Annotated in this window: 18 protein-coding genes; 7 read left to right on the forward strand and 11 right to left on the reverse strand. The window is 60.4% G+C overall.

The features are described from left to right. Nucleotides 1-86: 86 nt before the first annotated feature. Both dapE and A6U86_RS26870 read left to right on the forward strand, forming a co-directional pair. Nucleotides 87-1,280, forward strand: a complete 1,194-nt coding sequence (dapE, locus tag A6U86_RS26865) for a succinyl-diaminopimelate desuccinylase (protein WP_068397557.1) — start codon at nt 87-89, stop codon at nt 1,278-1,280. Next, nucleotides 1,267-1,866 carry a hypothetical protein gene (locus tag A6U86_RS26870; RefSeq protein WP_068397559.1) on the forward strand — a complete coding sequence of 200 codons (600 nt, stop codon included), beginning with the start codon at nt 1,267-1,269 and terminating at the stop codon, nt 1,864-1,866. The genes dapE and A6U86_RS26870 overlap by 14 nt, the downstream gene beginning before the upstream one ends. 4 nt (nt 1,867-1,870) lie before the next feature. Here A6U86_RS26870 and truA read toward each other — a convergent pair whose 3' ends face one another. The 5 genes from truA to def form a co-directional block, all read right to left on the reverse strand. Further along, on the reverse strand, nt 1,871-2,668 hold the full coding sequence (truA, locus tag A6U86_RS26875; RefSeq protein ID WP_068397561.1) for a tRNA pseudouridine(38-40) synthase TruA: 798 nt from the start codon (nt 2,666-2,668) through the stop codon (nt 1,871-1,873). Then, on the reverse strand, nt 2,668-3,615 hold the full coding sequence (gene fmt, locus A6U86_RS26880) for a methionyl-tRNA formyltransferase (RefSeq protein ID WP_068397938.1): 948 nt from the start codon (nt 3,613-3,615) through the stop codon (nt 2,668-2,670). The genes truA and fmt overlap by 1 nt, the downstream gene beginning before the upstream one ends. Before the next feature lie 76 nt (nt 3,616-3,691). After that, nucleotides 3,692-4,111 carry a type II toxin-antitoxin system VapC family toxin gene (locus A6U86_RS26885; RefSeq protein ID WP_068397564.1) on the reverse strand — a complete coding sequence of 140 codons (420 nt, stop codon included), beginning with the start codon at nt 4,109-4,111 and terminating at the stop codon, nt 3,692-3,694. Between the two features lie 21 nt (nt 4,112-4,132). After that, nucleotides 4,133-4,393, reverse strand: coding sequence for a plasmid stabilization protein (locus A6U86_RS26890; RefSeq protein ID WP_068397941.1), 261 nt, complete (start codon nt 4,391-4,393; stop codon nt 4,133-4,135). 65 nt (nt 4,394-4,458) lie between these two features. Beyond that, the gene (gene def, locus A6U86_RS26895) at nt 4,459-4,974 is read right to left on the reverse strand and encodes a peptide deformylase (RefSeq protein ID WP_068397943.1); all 516 of its coding nucleotides are present in this window, start codon (nt 4,972-4,974) and stop codon (nt 4,459-4,461) included. A gap of 186 nt (nt 4,975-5,160) precedes the next feature. Between def and A6U86_RS26900 the strand changes: the two genes are divergently transcribed. The 3 genes from A6U86_RS26900 to A6U86_RS26910 all read left to right on the forward strand — a co-directional run bounded on the left by A6U86_RS26900 (nt 5,161) and on the right by A6U86_RS26910 (nt 9,878). Next, the gene (locus A6U86_RS26900; RefSeq protein WP_068397567.1) at nt 5,161-6,339 is read left to right on the forward strand and encodes a DNA recombination protein RmuC; all 1,179 of its coding nucleotides are present in this window, start codon (nt 5,161-5,163) and stop codon (nt 6,337-6,339) included. 99 nt (nt 6,340-6,438) lie between these two features. Further along, a complete protein-coding gene (locus tag A6U86_RS26905) occupies nt 6,439-7,338 on the forward strand; it encodes a ribokinase (protein ID WP_068397570.1) in 900 nt (299 codons plus the stop codon). Between the two features lie 194 nt (nt 7,339-7,532). After that, nucleotides 7,533-9,878: a methyl-accepting chemotaxis protein gene (locus A6U86_RS26910; RefSeq protein WP_068397945.1), complete on the forward strand. Its 2,346-nt coding sequence runs from the start codon at nt 7,533-7,535 to the stop codon at nt 9,876-9,878. A gap of 72 nt (nt 9,879-9,950) precedes the next feature. On the opposite strand, the gene A6U86_RS26915 is transcribed toward A6U86_RS26910, so the two are convergent. Next, nucleotides 9,951-10,895, reverse strand: a complete 945-nt coding sequence (locus A6U86_RS26915) for a nucleoside hydrolase (RefSeq protein WP_068397576.1) — start codon at nt 10,893-10,895, stop codon at nt 9,951-9,953. 230 nt (nt 10,896-11,125) lie between these two features. Here A6U86_RS26915 and A6U86_RS26920 point away from each other — a divergent pair, with 230 nt between their 5' ends. Both A6U86_RS26920 and A6U86_RS26925 read left to right on the forward strand, forming a co-directional pair. Next, entirely contained in the window at nt 11,126-11,557 is a 432-nt protein-coding gene (locus A6U86_RS26920; RefSeq protein ID WP_068397579.1) for an Hsp20 family protein, read from the forward strand. A gap of 45 nt (nt 11,558-11,602) precedes the next feature. Further along, the gene (locus A6U86_RS26925) at nt 11,603-11,860 is read left to right on the forward strand and encodes a DUF1150 family protein (protein WP_068397582.1); all 258 of its coding nucleotides are present in this window, start codon (nt 11,603-11,605) and stop codon (nt 11,858-11,860) included. A 161-nt stretch (nt 11,861-12,021) separates the two neighbouring features. On the opposite strand, the gene A6U86_RS26930 is transcribed toward A6U86_RS26925, so the two are convergent. From A6U86_RS26930 to A6U86_RS26950, 5 genes are all read right to left on the reverse strand, one after another. Further along, nucleotides 12,022-12,723: a tRNA (guanosine(46)-N(7))-methyltransferase TrmB gene (locus A6U86_RS26930; protein ID WP_068397589.1), complete on the reverse strand. Its 702-nt coding sequence runs from the start codon at nt 12,721-12,723 to the stop codon at nt 12,022-12,024. Beyond that, nucleotides 12,720-13,973 carry a methionine adenosyltransferase gene (gene metK, locus A6U86_RS26935; protein WP_068397592.1) on the reverse strand — a complete coding sequence of 418 codons (1,254 nt, stop codon included), beginning with the start codon at nt 13,971-13,973 and terminating at the stop codon, nt 12,720-12,722. The genes A6U86_RS26930 and metK overlap by 4 nt, the downstream gene beginning before the upstream one ends. Before the next feature lie 188 nt (nt 13,974-14,161). Continuing rightward, nucleotides 14,162-14,581: a helix-turn-helix domain-containing protein gene (locus tag A6U86_RS26940; RefSeq protein ID WP_034489843.1), complete on the reverse strand. Its 420-nt coding sequence runs from the start codon at nt 14,579-14,581 to the stop codon at nt 14,162-14,164. A gap of 152 nt (nt 14,582-14,733) precedes the next feature. Then, nucleotides 14,734-16,335, reverse strand: coding sequence for an apolipoprotein N-acyltransferase (gene lnt, locus A6U86_RS26945; protein ID WP_068397595.1), 1,602 nt, complete (start codon nt 16,333-16,335; stop codon nt 14,734-14,736). Between the two features lie 78 nt (nt 16,336-16,413). Next, on the reverse strand, nt 16,414-17,571 hold the full coding sequence (locus A6U86_RS26950; protein ID WP_068397598.1) for a hemolysin family protein: 1,158 nt from the start codon (nt 17,569-17,571) through the stop codon (nt 16,414-16,416). Between the last annotated feature and the right edge of the window lie 7 nt (nt 17,572-17,578).

Below are 17,578 nucleotides of genomic sequence, written 5' to 3' on the forward strand. Positions count from 1 at the left end.
ATTGCTGGAATCGCTGCAAAGATTTTCGACTCATTGTCGATCCTTTGCCATCGCTTTGCCATTTCCCGCCGGATAAGTTGCCTCCGATGACCGTTACAAATCCCGTTACCAACCTGCAAACCCTGATCCGCTGCGCCTCCGTGACGCCGGCAGAAGGCGGCGCGCTGACTGCGCTTGCCGACATGCTGAGGCCGCTCGGCTTCAAGATCGAGCGCATGACGGCGAGTGAGCTGGGAACACCCGACATCGAGAACCTTTATGCGCGGCTCGGCACCGAGGAGCCGCATCTGATGTTTGCCGGGCATACGGATGTCGTGCCGGTCGGCGACGCCGCCTCCTGGAGCCATCCGCCCTTTGCCGCCGACATCGCCGATGGCGAGATGTTCGGCCGCGGCGCCGTCGACATGAAGGGCGGCATTGCCTGTTTCGCGGCGGCAGTGGCGCGCCATATCGAGAAGCATGGGCCGCCTGCCGGCTCGATCTCCTTCCTGATCACCGGCGACGAAGAGGGACCGGCGATCAACGGCACGGTGAAGCTGCTGCAATGGGCGGCCGAACGCGGTGAAAAATGGGATGCGTCCCTCGTTGGCGAGCCGACCAACCCGGACCGCCTCGGCGACATGATCAAGATCGGCCGGCGTGGCTCGATCTCGGGCTTCATCACCGTTCACGGCGTTCAGGGCCATGCCGCCTATCCGCACCTCGCCGACAACCCCGTGCGCAGCATCATCAAGCTGACCGAAGCGCTGCTCGAGCGTCCCTTCGACGCCGGCACGGATAATTTCCAGCCGTCGAACCTTGAGGTCACGAGCATCGACGTCGGCAATGCCGCCACCAACGTCATCGCCGCCAAGGCAACCGCCGCCTTCAACATCCGCTTCAACGATACCTGGTCGGTCGACACGCTGAGAGCCGAAATCATCGCCCGCCTGGATGCCGCTGCGGCCGACCAGGCGCTGCGCCCGGGACGCCCGCCGACCAAATACGATATCGCCTGGTCGGATCGACCGAGCCAGGTTTTCCTGACGCGCAACAATGCCTTGATCGCCTCTCTGTCTTCCGCTGTCGAAAACGTTACGGGCCAAAGGCCGGCACTCTCGACGACCGGCGGCACATCGGATGCCCGCCACATCAAGGACTATTGCCCAGTCGTGGAATTCGGCCTTGTCGGCCAGACCATGCATATGATCGACGAACGCGTGGCACTCTCGGATCTCGAAACGCTGACCGAGATCTACCAGACCTTCATCCAGCGCTGGTTCGAGAATGCCGACATTTAAGGAAGTCCAATATTATCTGTCCGGCCTCTGGCTGCTGATCCGGATGGATGCACGCGGGTTCCAGTATCTGGACATATCGGACCGCGGCATGATGCGCTCCTTCTGGGCCATCTTCTGGAGCCTGCCGCCGATCGGCATTTCATGGCTGTGGCTGCAGCAGGCCTATCTAAGCGCCATGCCACCGGAAACATCGACCGGCCTCGCATTCTTCTTGCGCCTAGCGCTGGTCGAGGCGGCCAGCTGGCTGATGCCACCGATTCTCGCCGGCCTATTGCTTTTGCTCTTCCGCTTCGGCGATAAGTTTGCGCCGATCGTCACGACGATAAATTGGTTTTTCGTGCCGGCAAACTATCTGAATGCACTGCTGTTGGCATTGATCATCTTTGTCCCCGGCACGACAGTTTTAGCTGGGTTCCTATCGCTGGCACTGGCCATGGCTACCATCTTTGCGCTGGCACGGGTTCTCAGGATGATCTGCGGCAACCATCCGCTTTTCATTGGCACGCTGACGCTGCTGCTGCTTATTCCGAACATGCTGCTGACGGATTTTCTGCAGCGTTTCCTTGGCATATATCCACCGGTCTGAGCTTTCAGGAATCGTCGGATTCCTCATCCGGCGCCGGCATCTGAAGCGCCCCATCATCCGGATAGTCGACCTGCATGAAATAAAGCCCGTCCGGTGGGGCTACCGGGCCGCATGCCTTGCGGTCTCGCGCCTCAAGAGCGGCGCGCACGTCGTCGGGCGTCCACTTGCCCTCGCCGGCCAACTTCAGCGTTCCGGCGAATGAGCGGATCTGATTGTGGAGGAAGCTCTGTGCTGTCGCGCGGATCTCGATCAACTCGCCGCTGCGCGTGACATCGAGCCTGTCGAGCGTACGCACCGGGCTGTTTGCCTGGCAATGCGCCGAGCGGAACGTCGTGAAATCGTGCCGGCCGACGAGCATCTGCGCAGCGGCATGCATGGCCTCGTGATCCATTTCCTTCGGCACCCACCAGGCGCGCCCGGCCTCCAGCGCCAGGGGCGCACGGCGGGTGATGATGCGATAGAGATAATGACGGCGGATGGCCGAAAAACGTGCATCAAAGCGAACGTCGACCTCTGTAACATCAAGAATGGCAACGCGCTCGCCCGCAAGCCTCAAATGCGCATTCACCGCCTTGCACAGGGTAAAGGGCTCCCACTCCCTGGCAAGGTCGGCATGCATGACCTGGCCCATGGCATGGACGCCGGAATCGGTGCGTCCCGCCCCACGGATGGAAACCGTCTCCCCCGTCAACGACAGGATGGCGCCTTCGATTGCGCCTTGTACCGAGCGACCATTGGTTTGACGCTGCCAGCCGACATAGGACGTGCCGTCATATTCGACGGTCATTCTGTAGCGCGGCATCAGGCCTGCTCCGAAGCGAGCACGGTGCCCGGCGCAATCGGCGTGCCGCGCAGGAAATCGGCCGATGCCAGCAGCTTGCCGCCGGCCTTCTGCAGCTTCGTCAGCCTGACAGCACCTGAGGTGCAAGCAATGACGAGATCATCCGTCAGCACAGTGCCGGCAACTCCGCTGCCTTCGGCCAGTTCCGAGCCGAGCACCTTGATGCGCTCCGGCCGACCGGCAATCTCGGCCTCGAACCAGGCGCCGGGGAAAGGCGAGAGACCGCGGATATGATTGTGAACATCGGCCGAAGGCTTGTTGAAATCGATGCGTGTTTCGCCCTTGTCGATCTTGGCGGCGTAGAGGACGCCGTCGGCCGGCTGGGCGGTCAGCGGCAGCTCATCATGCTCGAGCTTGTTCATGGCCTCGGCCATGGCCTTTGCGCCGACAAGCATCAACTTGTCGTGCAGCTCGCCCGCAGTCATGGTCTCGCCGATCTCGACTTCGCGCGTCAGCGCGACGGGGCCGGTGTCGAGGCCCTTATCCATCTTCATCACCATCATGCCGGTCTTGCTATCGCCGGCCATAATCGCCCGCTGGATGGGGGCGGCTCCGCGCCAGCGCGGCAGCAGCGAAGCATGTCCGTTATAGCAGCCGAGCCGGGTGCCGGTGAGGATCGCTTCCGGCAGCAGCAGCCCATAGGCCACGACCACGGCAACATCGGCATCCAAATCGCGAAACCGCTGGCGCTCGTCTGGATCCTTGAAATTCACAGGCGTGAATACCGGCAGGCCGAGCAATTCGGCCGCCTGATGTACCGGCGATTTCTGCAGGTCCAGCCCGCGCCGCCCACCGGGGCGCGGCGGCTGCGTATAGACGGCGCGAACCCTGTGGCCCGCATCGATCAGCGACCGCAATGTCGGCACGGAGAATTCGGGCGTTCCCATGAAAATGATGTTGAGCGACATGCGATCCATCCGGCTGAGATATCAGGTTTCGTGTGACTGGCGCCGAAAACGCTGCGCGTTGTCAGGGGGCAACAGGTTAGCCGTCTTCAAACGGGTTTATGAGCTTGAGATCAAGCCCTTCGAAATCTTTTGTATTGCGCGTCGCCAATGTGGCGCCATGCGCGAGACAGATGGCAGCGATCATGGCGTCCTTCGTTTCCATCCGCCGCCCCATTTTGTGCCGCAGGGCAGAAATTATTCCATACTGATGCGCCGCACTGCCTGAAAATCCAAGGGCGCGGCCGGTAAATTCGGCTTCTATCGCCTCCAATTGGGCAATCAACGCCGCCTTGCGTTTTCCCTCGGCCAATAGCTCCAGACCGAAGCGAATCTCACCTATCGTAACCGTCGTCACGAAAATGGTCTCGGCGGCGAAACCATCGAGCCATGACAATATCCGATCGCTATACAACCGCCCTTGAAGTTCGGACACGACGTTGGTGTCGAGCACAATCATCCGAAGTATCCCAAGGAACGATCACTCAAACCGCGGCGGTTCGCGATCAGATGCATGCCGGAAGGCGGCAATTGCATCGATCTCTTCTTCGCTCAGTTTGTCACCGCCGAGAATGGTTCTCAGCCGCTGCCCCGCGGAACTGTTGGAATCCTGCTGGCGTCCAAGCGACTGGCGCAACAGATCAATCGCCTCGTCGGATAGACTGCGGCCATGCCGATTGGCATTCGCCTGCAATTGCTTCTTCAGTGTGTCATCGATGCCGCGCAGCAAAAGATCGCTCATCGGCGCCTCCATTTGATATCAATGATATCATAGGCGCTGCAGCCCAATCTTTCAACGACTCGAGATCAAAGAGCCTTGGCCTTGGCGGCCTTGGTGAACTTCTTGATCACCATCTCGCGCTTCAGGCGGGAGATATAGTCGATGAAGAGCACGCCGTTGAGATGGTCGATCTCGTGCTGTACGCAGGTTGCGAGCAGGCCGTCGGCTTCGGTCAGCTGTTCCTTGCCATCGCGGTCGAGATGCTTGACGGTGACGCGTGCCGGGCGCTCCACTTCCGCATAATAGTCGGGAATGGAAAGGCAGCCTTCCTCGTAGACCGAACGCTCCTCCGAAGAAGTGACGATTTCCGGGTTGATGAAAACCAGCGGCTTCTTTTCCTCGCCTTCGCGCGATACGTCGATGACAAGCATCCGGCGCGCAACGCCGATCTGGACGGCGGCGAGGCCAATGCCCGGCGCGTCGTACATGGTTTCCAGCATATCGTCAGCGAGGCGCTGCGTTTCGGCATCGATGCGCTCGATCGGCTTGGAAGCCTGGCGGAGCAGCGGATCGGGTAAAATGATGAGTGGCTTGATCGTCATGACGTTTCCCATAACGCATCTTTTACCGCGATGGAATCGCCAAGATGGACGTATCGAGGTGTTTTTTCACCGACGACGCATCGGATCTGGCTAAGCGGCCGAAAAATCCTGTTCACGTTTTGATCTAGCTATTCACGATGTTTTTGTTATGGTGTCCGTAAGAATTCCACGAGCATACTCGGTTCCATGTCCTTCATCCTCTTCGGCCAAGCCATCTCCGCGATCCAGGTTCTGACCGGCCTCGTCATCCTGCTCGTGATCGCCGTCCTCGTTCTTCTGATGCGCGGTCGCGGACGATCCGAGGAGGACATGCTGGAATCAGAGCACAACATGGCAACGCTTTTGCGGGCGCAGGCGGAGATGCAGGGCCGGCTCGCGACCATGGCCGAAGTGTTCGGCTCACGGCAAGCGGAGCTCAACCAGGCCATCGGCCAGCGCCTGGATGGCATGTCGCAACGGGTCACCGCGACGATCGGCGAACAGACGCGCTCGACACACGAGAACCTGCGCCGCCTACAGGAACGGCTCGCCGTGATCGATACGGCCCAGACCAATATTCAATCGCTGGCAAAGGATGTCGTCGGCCTGCAGGCCATCCTCTCCAACAAGCAGACGCGCGGCGCCTTCGGCCAGGCGCGTATGGAGACCATCATCACCGACGGGTTGCCGATGGGCGCTTATTCCTTCCAGCCGACGCTTTCGAACGGCTCGCGGCCCGACTGCACCATTCGGATGCCGAACGGTGCACCGCCGCTGGTTATCGATGCCAAGTTTCCGCTCGAAGCCTGGAATGTCATTCGCAGCGCGGCGAGCCCCGAGCAGGGCAAGATTGCCGCGCAGCAATTCCGCCGGGATCTGGAACTGCATATCCGCGATATCTCGGAGAAGTATCTTATTCCCAGCGAAACCCAGGATACCGCCTTCCTGTTCGTGCCCTCGGAATCGATCTTCGCGGAGATCCACGAGAATTTCGAAGCAATCGTGCAGAAGGCGCAGCGATCGCGCATCGTCATCGTCTCGCCGTCACTGCTGATGCTGTCCATCCAGGTCATCCAGGCGATCCTGAAGGATCAGCGCATGCGCGAGCAGGCGCATGTCATCCAGAGCGAAGTGGCGCATCTGATGGATGATCTCTCGCGCCTGGACGAACGGGTGCGCAAGCTCCAGGGACATTTCGCCATGGCACAGAAGGATGTCGATATGATCGTCACCTCCGCCGACAAGCTGGCAAGGCGTGGCGAGAGGATAGAAGCGCTGGAATTCGAGACCGCGAAAGAGCCGACAAAGGCGCGTGCGGAGGACAGACCGAAGCCGATCGACAACCGTACCAGCCAACTCAAGCTGAGAGTAGTTGACGAGGACTGATCGCTTCGGGCAGTGTCGCGCGAAATCGGCGCGTGATCCCAAAAGACATAGGGCAGCCTTCGGGTGGGATCATGCACAACTCGCAGGGCAGGATACCGCATGATCACCATTTTCGGCTCCATCAACATGGACCTCATCGCCACGACAGACCGTCTGCCCAAGCCGGGCGAAACCGTCGCCGGCAACGGTTTTTCCACGGCCGCCGGCGGCAAGGGCGCCAATCAGGCGCTGGCCGCGCGCCGCGCCGGCGCAACGGTGCGCATGAGCGGTGCTGTCGGCAATGATGGCTTTGCCGTGCCTGCGCTCGAACTGCTGGATGCTGCCGGCACCGATCTTTCCACCACTCGCCGTGTTTCGGAGCCAACCGGCACAGCCCTGATCCTGGTGGGTGGCGACGGTGAAAACATGATCGCCGTCGTTCCCGGCGCCAATGGCACGAATACCGCCGAAGACGCAGCCGCCGCCGTCGCGGCGCTGAACCCCGGCGATACGCTGATGCTTCAGTTCGAAATTCCGGTCGACGCCGTCGAGACGGCATTGAACGCTGCGAAGGCCAAAGGCGTGCGCACGGTGCTCAATCTCGCCCCGCTGATCCCGGAAGCGGAACGCCTCGGCAGGCTCGCCGATATCGTTATCGCCAACGAGACCGAATTCGAGAGGCTGGCTGGCCAGGACAACATGTCCGCCGCCGAGCGTGAGGCTGCCCTCGTCCGCCTGCATGGCGAAACCGGTCAGACGCTGATCGTGACGCTTGGCGGCGACGGCGTCATCGCCATCCGCGACGGCGAGCTTTCCAGTGCCAAGGGCCTCGTGATCGAGCCTGTCGATACCGTCGGTGCGGGCGATACGTTCTGCGGTTATTTTGCCGCAAGCCTCGACGAGGGCCTGGATTTTCATGCCAGCCTGCGCCGCGCCGCAGTCGCCGGTTCGCTCGCCTGCCTCAAGGCGGGCGCGCAGCCGTCCATTCCCGTTGCCAACGAAGTCGCCGAACGGCTTTAAACTCAACAAATCGTAGGCATCTCGAAGCGCAATTAATTAAATTTTTGCGCTTCCATATCATTCTCCTCTGGCCTGGCGTGCATGGCCTTGCGGCTGCGGCAGGAATTCTCACGGCGGCCCCATGACAGGGCCATCCTGCGCCGACTTTGCATCTGGATAATGCCTATCCGACGCATCGCTTTTTCGAGGAAATGATGTTCATCTTTCGTATGAAGTCGCTTGCGGCCAAGCTCATCTTGGTCACGGGGCTAGCGATCGCACTTGTTTTGCTGGTTTCCAATTTTCTATTGATTTCCCAGACCCGCGATCGCGTCGAGACCCTGACGATGGATCAGGCCAATACCGAGGCCAAGTCCATTTCCAATGAGATTGCCGCCAATATCGGCGAGATGGCCAGCGCCGCGCGCTCGATGGCCGCCATCATCGGCCGTGGCCACGAGGGCCAGACCTTCGACCGAAAGGGTATCATCAACATTCTCAAGGCGAACGTCGAACAGAACGCTTTTGCCTTCGGCAGCTGGTTCTGCGAGCAGCTCGGCGCCTTCGACGGCAAGACGATGGAGCTTGCCAACAACAAGGACCAGGGCGTCAACGACAAGGGTGCTTTCACCCCCTATTGGTCGAAGACCAAGGATGGCGGCATCCAGTTCTCCACCTTCAACAATGATTATACGGCTCCGTGGTGGAAGCTCGCCGCCGATAGCGGCAAGGGTTCGATCACCCCGCCCTACATGGCCGAAGGCACCGACGTTCCCACCACCATGAGCTCGATCGCCTATCCGGTGATGTCGGGCGGCAAGATGATCGGCGTCGCGGGCGTCGATATCTCCCTCGCCTCGCTCTCCACGAAGCTGCAGAAGCTACAGCCATTCGGCTCCGGCCGTGTGCTGCTGGTTTCCCAGGACAACAAGTGGCTGGTCGCACCGACGGCGGCCCTTTTGATGAAGGACTATAATGGTGCCGGCGCCGATACCATCAAGGCGGCACTCACCTCTTCCTCCGCAAGCATTATGAAAAACCTTTCGGATGACGGCGGCGAAGAATTCGACCGCGTCGTCTATCCCTTCGCGGTTCCGGGCCTCAACGCCACATGGGTCGTGCTCATCGACGTGCCGCACAGCGCAATCGCAGCGCCTGTGCGCGACCAGACCTACACGATGATCGTCGCCGGCATCCTCGTGCTCATCGCCGTCATGCTGGCCCTCTACGCCGCCGTTCGCGGCTTCGTACAGAAGCCGCTTGCGGGTCTTGTCGCCAGCGTCAACGGCCTCAGCGCCGGCAACTATGCGGAACCGGTCTCCGGTCAGGCTCGGGCCGACGAAGTCGGTTCGGTTGCCAAGGCATTGGAAGGCTTCCGTTTTGCGCTTGCCGACACCAAGCGCCTCGAAGGTGAAGCCAATGATCAGCGCCTGGCCGCCGAAGGCGAACGCCGCCGTTCGGAGACCGAACGAAACGACAGCGTCACCCTGCAGCGCCACATCGTCGGCATTCTCGGCCATAGCCTGGCGGAGCTTTCTAAGGGCAATCTCAGCCATCGGATCACCGACGACTTCCCCGGCGAGTACGCACAGCTCAAGCAGGATTTCAACGCGGCCCTGATCAGCCTCGAAGAGACCGTCCAAACCGTCAATGCCAGCGTCGGCAATATCGGCAGCGGTACCGGCGAGATCAGCACCAGCGCCTCGGATCTTGCCCGGCGCACGGAGCAGCAGGCGGCAAGCCTAGAAGAGACCGCAGCAGCCCTCAACGAGCTCACCGCGCAGGTAAACTCGAGTGCTGAAAATGCGCGGACAGCGGCAAGCAGCGTCAACGCTGCCTCCCAGGATGCCGAGCACTCCGGCGAGATTGTCCAGAAGGCCATCGCCTCCATGCATGGCATCGAGCAGTCGTCCCAGGAAGTCTCACGCATCATCAGCGTTATCGATGAGATCGCCTTCCAGACAAACCTTCTCGCCCTCAACGCCGGCGTCGAAGCCGCTCGTGCGGGTGATGCCGGCAAGGGCTTTGCTGTCGTCGCGCAGGAAGTCCGGGAACTGGCTCAGCGCTCGGCCAACGCTGCCAAGGAAATCAAGACACTGATCAACACGTCGGCTGGTCAGGTCAAGGAAGGCGTCGATCTCGTCGGCCGCGCCGGCAACGCGCTGCACAAGATCGCCCAGCAGGTGATGGAGATCAACGGCCTTATCCGCCAGATCTCCGCCTCCGCAAGCGAGCAGGCGGTCGGCTTGAAGGAAATCAACTCGGCCATGAACCAGATGGACCAGGTGACGCAGCAGAATGCCGCGATGGTCGAGGAGACCACGGCCTCCAGCGTCACGCTTGCCGAGGAAGCACAGAGCCTGAAGACCCTGGTGGCACGCTTCCGCACCACGCGCAGCGTACAGGACAATGCAGGAGCACTGAGGGCAACCGCCCAGCAGATGCGGGCGCCTGTGTCTGCCCGAAGGGTTGCCTCACCTGCGGCAGCACCGGCACGCAAGCCTATTCCCCAGACGCAGGGTGCCAACGCCCTCGCACAGGATGACTGGGAAGAATTCTGAGCCGGCTTAATAGTTTAAACGACAAAAGGGGCCGCCGGATCACTCCGGCGGCCCCTTTTCTGTATTCACCTGTCAGATGCGGGCGAAACGTTCTGTCAGCAGCGCGAAGAAGCCATCGGCATCGACATCGCGCATGACCTTGGCATTGTGCTTGCGCTCGGTAACATGCCACCAGTCCACCACCGTCATGCCAACAGTCAATTCCGATGTCACCTCGATCTCGACATTGCAATCGCGGCCCTTGAATAGCTCGGGCTTGAGGAGATAGGCGATGACCGTCGGATCGTGCAATGGTCCGCCGTCCGAGCCATATTTTTCGATATCGAAGCGCTCGAAGAATTCCAGCATTTCGACCATGGCCTTGGCCGGCGGGGTGCCGACAGCAGCGATGCGGGCAACACGGTCCTTGCGCGTCAGCAGCTTGTGGGTGACGTCAAGCGGCATCATGACGATTGGCACGCCGGATCGGAAGACGACATCGGCCGCTTCCGGGTCGACATAGATGTTGAACTCGGCTGCCGGCGTGATGTTGCCGCCTTCGAAGAAACCGCCGCCCATCATCACCAGCTCGCGCACGCGGCCGGCAATCTCAGGTGCTTTCTGGAAGGCCAGCGCGATATTGGTCAGCGGGCCGAGTGTGCAGAGCGTAACACTTCCCTCAGGCTCGTTGCGCAGCGTGTCGATGATGAAATCGACCGCATGCCCCGGCTGCAATTCCATCGTCGGCTCGGCCAGAGCAGGACCATCAAGGCCGGTCTTGCCGTGAACGTGCTCGGCGGTCACTAGCTTGCGCTTGAGCGGCGCGTCGGCGCCGGCGAACACCTTCACATCGCGACGATTGCAAAGCTCGCAGACGATGCGGGCATTGCGGCTCGTCAGCCGCAGCGGCACGTTTCCGGCGACGGTGGTGATACCGAGGACATCGATCTCTTCGCGGCTGCCGAAGGCGAGAAAGATCGCCGCGGCGTCATCCTGACCAGGGTCGGTATCGATGATGATTTTTCTAGGTTCGGTCATGTTTGTAATTTTCCTCCGGACAGATCGAGAGGCTTTGTCGCGAGTTCGGTCCGGCTTTGTCAAGCACTGCCTCGTCTTGTCACAAACGATTCATCGGCAGCGACTTTTGATCTCGCAGATGCGAAGAGATGATGCCTTGCACTCACCGGCGCGTACTCCCATATTAGGGACAACCGGGTGCTGAAGATCAGGTCCGGAACGGTCGCTTGCTACCCAAGGACTTTGAGACGATGAGCCGGATGACTCCCTTTGCCAGCCCGCTGCTTCTGGGCTTCGATACCATGGAAAAGACGCTGGAGCGGATTTCCAAAACCAGTGACGGCTATCCCCCCTACAATATCGAGCGCATGGGTGCCGATCGCCTTTCGGGCGAGCCGGAGCGTTTGCGCATCACGCTTGCGGTAGCGGGTTTCTCCGAGGACGAGCTCGATGTCAGCACCGAGGAAAACCAGTTGCTGATCCGCGGACGTCAGGTTGAACAGAGCGAGCGCGACTATCTTTATCGTGGCATTGCGGCCCGGCAATTCCAGCGCGTCTTCGTCCTTGCCGACGGCATGCAAGTGCTTGGCGCCGCACTGAAGAATGGCTTGCTCTCGGTCGATCTCATTCGGCCCGAACCGGATCGTATGGTAAAGAAAATTAACATTTCGGTCTCACAGTAGGACAACGGCTTAGTGCCGTTGGTCCCTCATACTGGAGGTACGAATATGCTTTTGAAAGAAGCTAACGCCCGCCTGACGCAATCCGAGCTTGCCAATATCGGCACCGGCGAGGTTGCCTACATCAGAAAGATGGATTGCAACGAAGTCTCACGTTGCTTTCCCGAAGCTCCCGATATCGACCCGGATGTCGATCTATGGGCGCTTTTCGGTGCCGACGGTACGCCGATCCTGCTGACGGACAACCGTTCCAGCACGTTCTATCGCGCCGCCGAAGATGAACTGAAGACGGTCAGCCTGCACTGACCATAGACGCCGCTCAACGATGAGGCTCACCGTTTGCAAGGACCGCGCCGACCGGCCCAGCCGTGGCGCATACGCATGATCCAGACCGCCTGGCATGGCGGTCCTGACGGGATGATGCGGAAGCGGCGATCGATCACCTGCTCCAGCCGTGAAACCAGCAATCAGATTTTCTTGAATGTCAGATAGGCCGAAGAGCGCCCTTCGCGCCGGGCCTTTGCCTCGTAGCGCGTGCTCGGCCATCCCTCGTAGGGCGTCAGCCAATCAGCGGCATTCCGTGCAGTCCATTCGAAGCCGCCATGGGCGTGGCAATGCTGCAGTGTCCAGTTGACATAGGTGTCTATGTCGGACGCAAAGCAGAAGAGAGCGCCCGGCTTCAGCACACGGTGGAAGCGTGTGAGATTGACCTGCGAAACGAAACGGCGTTTCCAGTGCTTCTTCTTCGGCCAGGGATCCGGATAAAGCAGATCGATCTGATCCAGGCAGCCATCCGGCAGCCAGTCCAGCAACTGCGTGGCATCATCATTATAGACGCGGACATTGCGCGCGCCGGTCTCGTCGACCCGCGCGAGCAGCTTCTGCATCGAATTGACGAAGGGTTCTACGCCGATGAAGCCGGTGGCCGGCTGTTCCAGCGCCCTGTGAATGAGATGCTCGCCGCCACCAAAGCCGATTTCCAGGCGCAGACGTTCGGTCGGCACCTGGAAGAGGTCATTCAGTGGCTGCGGCGCCGGAGCGGCAAGATCGACAATGTGCTGCGGCAGCAATGCTTCGAGCTTTTCAGCCTGCTGGCCGCGCAAGGCCTTACCCTTGCGCCGGCCGAAGAATGCTTCCGTCGCCCGCGACCGGCGCTCGACGTCGATCATGCGGCTTCCCGGACCTTCACAGCTTCCTTGAGAGCCTTGACCAGATCGGTGCGTTCCCAGGAGAACGAACCGTCACGGCCAGCCTTGCGGCCGAAGTGACCGTATGCCGATGTCTTGGCATAGATCGGCTTGTTGAGGTCGAGGTGACGGCGGATGCCAGTCGGCGAGAGATCCATGCTCTTGCGGATCGCTGCTTCGACGTCATCTTCGCTGACGCCCTTACCGGTGCCGTGCAGGTCGACATAAACAGAGAGCGGCTGGGCAACGCCGATGGCATAGGACAGCTGGATCGTGCAACGGTCGGCCAGGCTGGCGGCAACGACGTTCTTTGCCAGATAGCGTGCGGCATAGGCGGCCGAACGGTCGACCTTGGTCGTATCCTTGCCCGAGAAGGCACCGCCGCCATGCGGGGCGGCACCACCGTAGGTGTCGACGATGATCTTGCGGCCGGTGAGGCCGGCGTCGCCGTCCGGACCACCGATGACGAACTTGCCGGTGGGGTTGATGTACCACTTGCAATCGGCAGCGATCTTCAGGTCGCCGAGCGCTTCGCGGATATAGGGTTCGACAACGGCGCGAACCTTGTTGGAATCCCAGCTATCGTCGAGATGCTGGGTGGAGAGGACGATCGAGGTCACTTCCGACGGCTTGCCGTCAACGTAACGAACGGTCACCTGGCTCTTGGCATCGGGGCCGAGCTTGGCAACTTCGCCATCGCCCTTCTTGCGGGCGGTTGCGAGCAGTTGCAGGATCTTGTGCGAATAATAGATCGGCGCCGGCATGAGGTCCGGCGTTTCCTTGCAGGCGTAGCCGAACATGATGCCCTGGTCGCCGGCACCTTCGTCGCCCTGCTGGTCGGCAGCGTTGTCGACACCCTGGGCGATGTCGGCAGACTGGGAGTGCAGGAGCACGTCGATGCGTGCCTTCTTCCAATGGAAGCCGTCCTGCTCGTAGCCGATGTCCTTGATGGCGCGGCGGGCCGCAGCCTTGAACTTCGAAGGATTGATGACGTCGTTGCCGTCCTTGTCCTTCTTCATCAGGCTCGGCGGCAGGCGGACTTCACCGGCGATGACGACGCGGTTGGTGGTGGCAAGGGTTTCGCAGGCAATGCGCACGCCCCATGGATTCACGCCGGTCTTTGCGGCTTCGCGGTAAACCAGATCGACGATTTCATCGGAGATACGGTCACAAACTTTATCCGGGTGACCTTCGGCAACAGACTCACTCGTAAACAGATAATTCGCGCGCATTCGGGATTCCCCTCAAAGAACAAATCTCTGCTTTTGATATTCGTCTCCGGCTCGAAAAACAAGCCGAACAAGGACATAAATATATCTTTATATCCCGGTCGAAGGGATAAATTTTTGCCGTAAATGCAGAAAAGGCGGCCAAAATGACCGCCTCTCGACTTCATCGGCTTTGCAGCGCCCCGAAAGGTCTACTCGGCATCCGCCTCGGCGGCGAGCGCTTTGACCAGCTCCACCACCTTGCGGCGCACCTTGCCGTCGGAGATCTTCACGAAGGCGCGATTGAGCTGCAGCCCTTCGGAAGAGGACAGAAAATCGACGACGTAATTAGAGCTGGATGCTTCGGCCAAGCCCCCCGCGGTGGCCGTGTGCTCACCCGGGGCATCTTCGAAGAAGAAGGAGACCGGGACATTGAGGATGCTGGAAATATTCTGGAGGCGGCTGGCGCCAACCCGGTTGGTGCCCTTTTCGTATTTCTGGATCTGCTGAAACGTAATTCCAAGACTTTCGCCGAGTTTTTCCTGGCTCATGCCAAGCATGGTGCGGCGGAGGCGTATGCGGCTACCGACATGAATGTCGATGGGGTTCGGCTTTTTTTTGTTCTCAATCATCATTTTACCCTAACATAGGTTGAGTTCAGGACCTGCCACCCGGTACCTTTCTCCACCCCCTATAACGCCACGTTGCAGCCGACGCCCCCAAGGCCTCCAGTCTACGTTCAAAAGGCGGATAACGAGCACTATGCAATTTTAGGGTTTTTTGGTCAATTCACCCTCGAAATAAAACCCATGCGTGAAACGACGGCGACCATGCCGACTAAGCCGACAATCAACCAAAAGTATGTTTTCCGGGCCTTATCATCAACACGCGATACAGTTGCACCACTCAAGGTGGTGTCGATAAACCCTTGCTGGTTATAATCAATTCCCGAAAGCACACGCCCGTGTGGATCGACGAAGGCGGAGATGCCGGTATTGGCGCTGCGAATCAGAGGAAGCCCCTGCTCCACCGCCCTCACCCTTGCCTGGAGGAAATGCTGGTAGGGGCCCGGCGTATCGCCAAACCAGCCATCATTCGTCACGTTCAGGATCGCATCCGCCTGCCGAATCTCCGAGGTCATCTCGTTCGGGAAAATGATCTCGTAGCAAATCAGGGGGTAGAACTTGATACCGTCAGGCATGGTCAGCAGCTGCCGCCGCGTGGCTGCGGAAAATCCGCCCGGCAGTTCCACCACATTGTCGATGCCGAGATAGCTCAGAATATGTTCAAACGGCACATATTCGCCGAAGGGCACAAGATGGGTCTTGTCGGATGCGCCGATGATCTGGCCCCGGCCATCGATGACATAGATCGAATTGTAGTAGCGGGGATCGACACCCGGACCCATGTCCTCGACGCGAACAGCGCCGGTGATCAGGATCTGGTCATCATCAAGCTGATCGGCGATGCGGGCGAGTGCGTCCCTGTTGTCGGTCAGGATGAACGGCACGGCCGTTTCAGGCCAGACGATGATATCAGGGCGCTTGCCGCCATTTGCGGGCGGCTGCACGGAGAGCGCCAGATGCTTGTCGAAAATGGCGTTGCGGTCGGCGGCCGTATCCATCTTCGTCTCCTGGTCGATGGACGGCTGGACGATGCGAATGACGGGCGTTGCCTTGCCTTCGACAGGCGGGGCGGCCGGCAGGTTCAGCGCATAATAGCCATAACCGACATGGGCGGCAGCGATGATGATCGCAAGACCAATCCCCGGCACCCGTCCCTGGCGCGTGCCGAGCAGGGCCGGCGCCGCAAAGACGAAGACGGCGAGCACGGTGACGCCGAGCACGCCGATCAGATGCGCCGACTGCATCATCAGCGGTATGGGCATGGCGCCGTAGCCGATGGCATTCCAGGGGAAGCCGGTGAAGAGGAAGCTCCGCACCCATTCCAGCAGCCCGAAGCTGAAGGCAAGTGCCGCGATGCGCCCCATGCCGTCGGACCACAGGATCCGGGCAAGAACAGTCGCCACGCCATAGAAGACGGCGAGAAAGGCCGGCAGGCCGAGGATCGCCAACGGCAATGCCCAGGCAAACTCGTCGGCATCGATCAGCAGCGCATGGCCGAGCCACCACAGGCCGGCGACGAAATAGCCGAAGCCAAACAGCCAGCCGGTGAAAAAGGCCGGCCATAGCCGACCGAGAAAGCCGCTGTCGGGACCGGCGGCGACACCATCAAGCAGCCATACGAGCAGCGTGAAGGAAATGAACATTGCCGCAAAGAAACCGAAGGGCGGCAGTGCAAGTACACCGACCGCGCCCGCCAAAATCGCAAGCAACGCGCGTTTGAAACCCCAGACGAGGATCACCCTGCCCGAAAGCCATTCCATACGCCCGCTCCGTTCAACTGCGAATCAACTGGCCGCAGTCTTTCAAAAAAGCAGCGATTTGTCCCGCTGAAGCGCAGTTTATTGGCTGGCGGCGTTGCGTTCGCTCGAAGTTTCTTCGGCAATTGCTTCCGGCGACGGCAGGCCGCGCTCGGATAGACCGGCATCGCCGTCTGCCTTTGACGGCCGCCGACGGACAGCATGCCGCTTGCGGGTGATGCGCACCCGCTTGATGCGGCGCGGATCGGCATCGAGAATATGAAACTCGAAGCCCGGCAACGCCTGCACGAGTTCGCCACGCACCGGGATGCGGCCAAGCGCGGAGAAGATCAGACCGCCAAGTGTGTCGACTTCATCCACCTGCTCCATGACGTCGAAATCCGGACCGATCGCCGCGGCGATCTCTTCCAGCTCGACACGAGCATCGGCAACGAAGACGTCTTCGGAGACGCGCTTGAACATGACTTCATCGTCGTCATGCTCGTCATCGATATCGCCAACGACCATTTCGACGATGTCTTCGTGCGAGGCCAGGCCGTCGGTTCCACCATACTCGTCGATGACCAAGGCCATCTGCGTGCGGTTGACCTGCATGCGGCGCAGGAGATCGGAGGCTAGCATGGAGGGCGGCACGAACAGGATCTTGCGGATGATACCGGCTTCCGCCAGGGTCTTTTGCAGATCGACACGAGAAAGATCGAAATTCGGCTTGGCGGAGCGCGGCGCCTTTTCAGTCGTCGCGGCTGTTGCGGCCTTGGCGGTGCCGCTGCGGCGCTTGTTGCGCGCCTGCTTGGCGACATAGGACAGGAGGTCGCGGATATGCACCATGCCGCGCGGATCATCCAGCGTGTCGGCATAGACGGGCATGCGCGAACGGCCGCTTTCCTCGAACAGGATCATCAGCTCGCCGATGGTGATGTTCTGGTCCACCGCCTCGATATCGGCGCGCGGCACCATGACGTCCTCGACGCGCACCTCGCGGAAGCGCAGGATATTGTGGAGCATCGCCCGTTCGTCGGGAGAAAAGGCATCGTCGCCGGTGGCGTTGGTCATCAACGCGTCGGCGAGATCCTCGCGCAGCCGCGTGGCATCCTGTGCCGGGCGGAGAATGCGCGCAGCGCGCGCCCAGAATGAAGATTGGGACCGCTTGCCGCTGCTACTACTGCCAACCTCGTCGGAGGAGGCCGCATCGGCGCTGTCTTTGGCCTCGGGGGCCGTTCTTGTCGTAAAGTCGCTCATTGTTCCT

It is taken from the genome of Rhizobium sp. AC27/96 (genome assembly GCF_001692325.1).
In the GTDB taxonomy this organism is placed as follows: Bacteria; Pseudomonadota; Alphaproteobacteria; order Rhizobiales; family Rhizobiaceae; genus Rhizobium.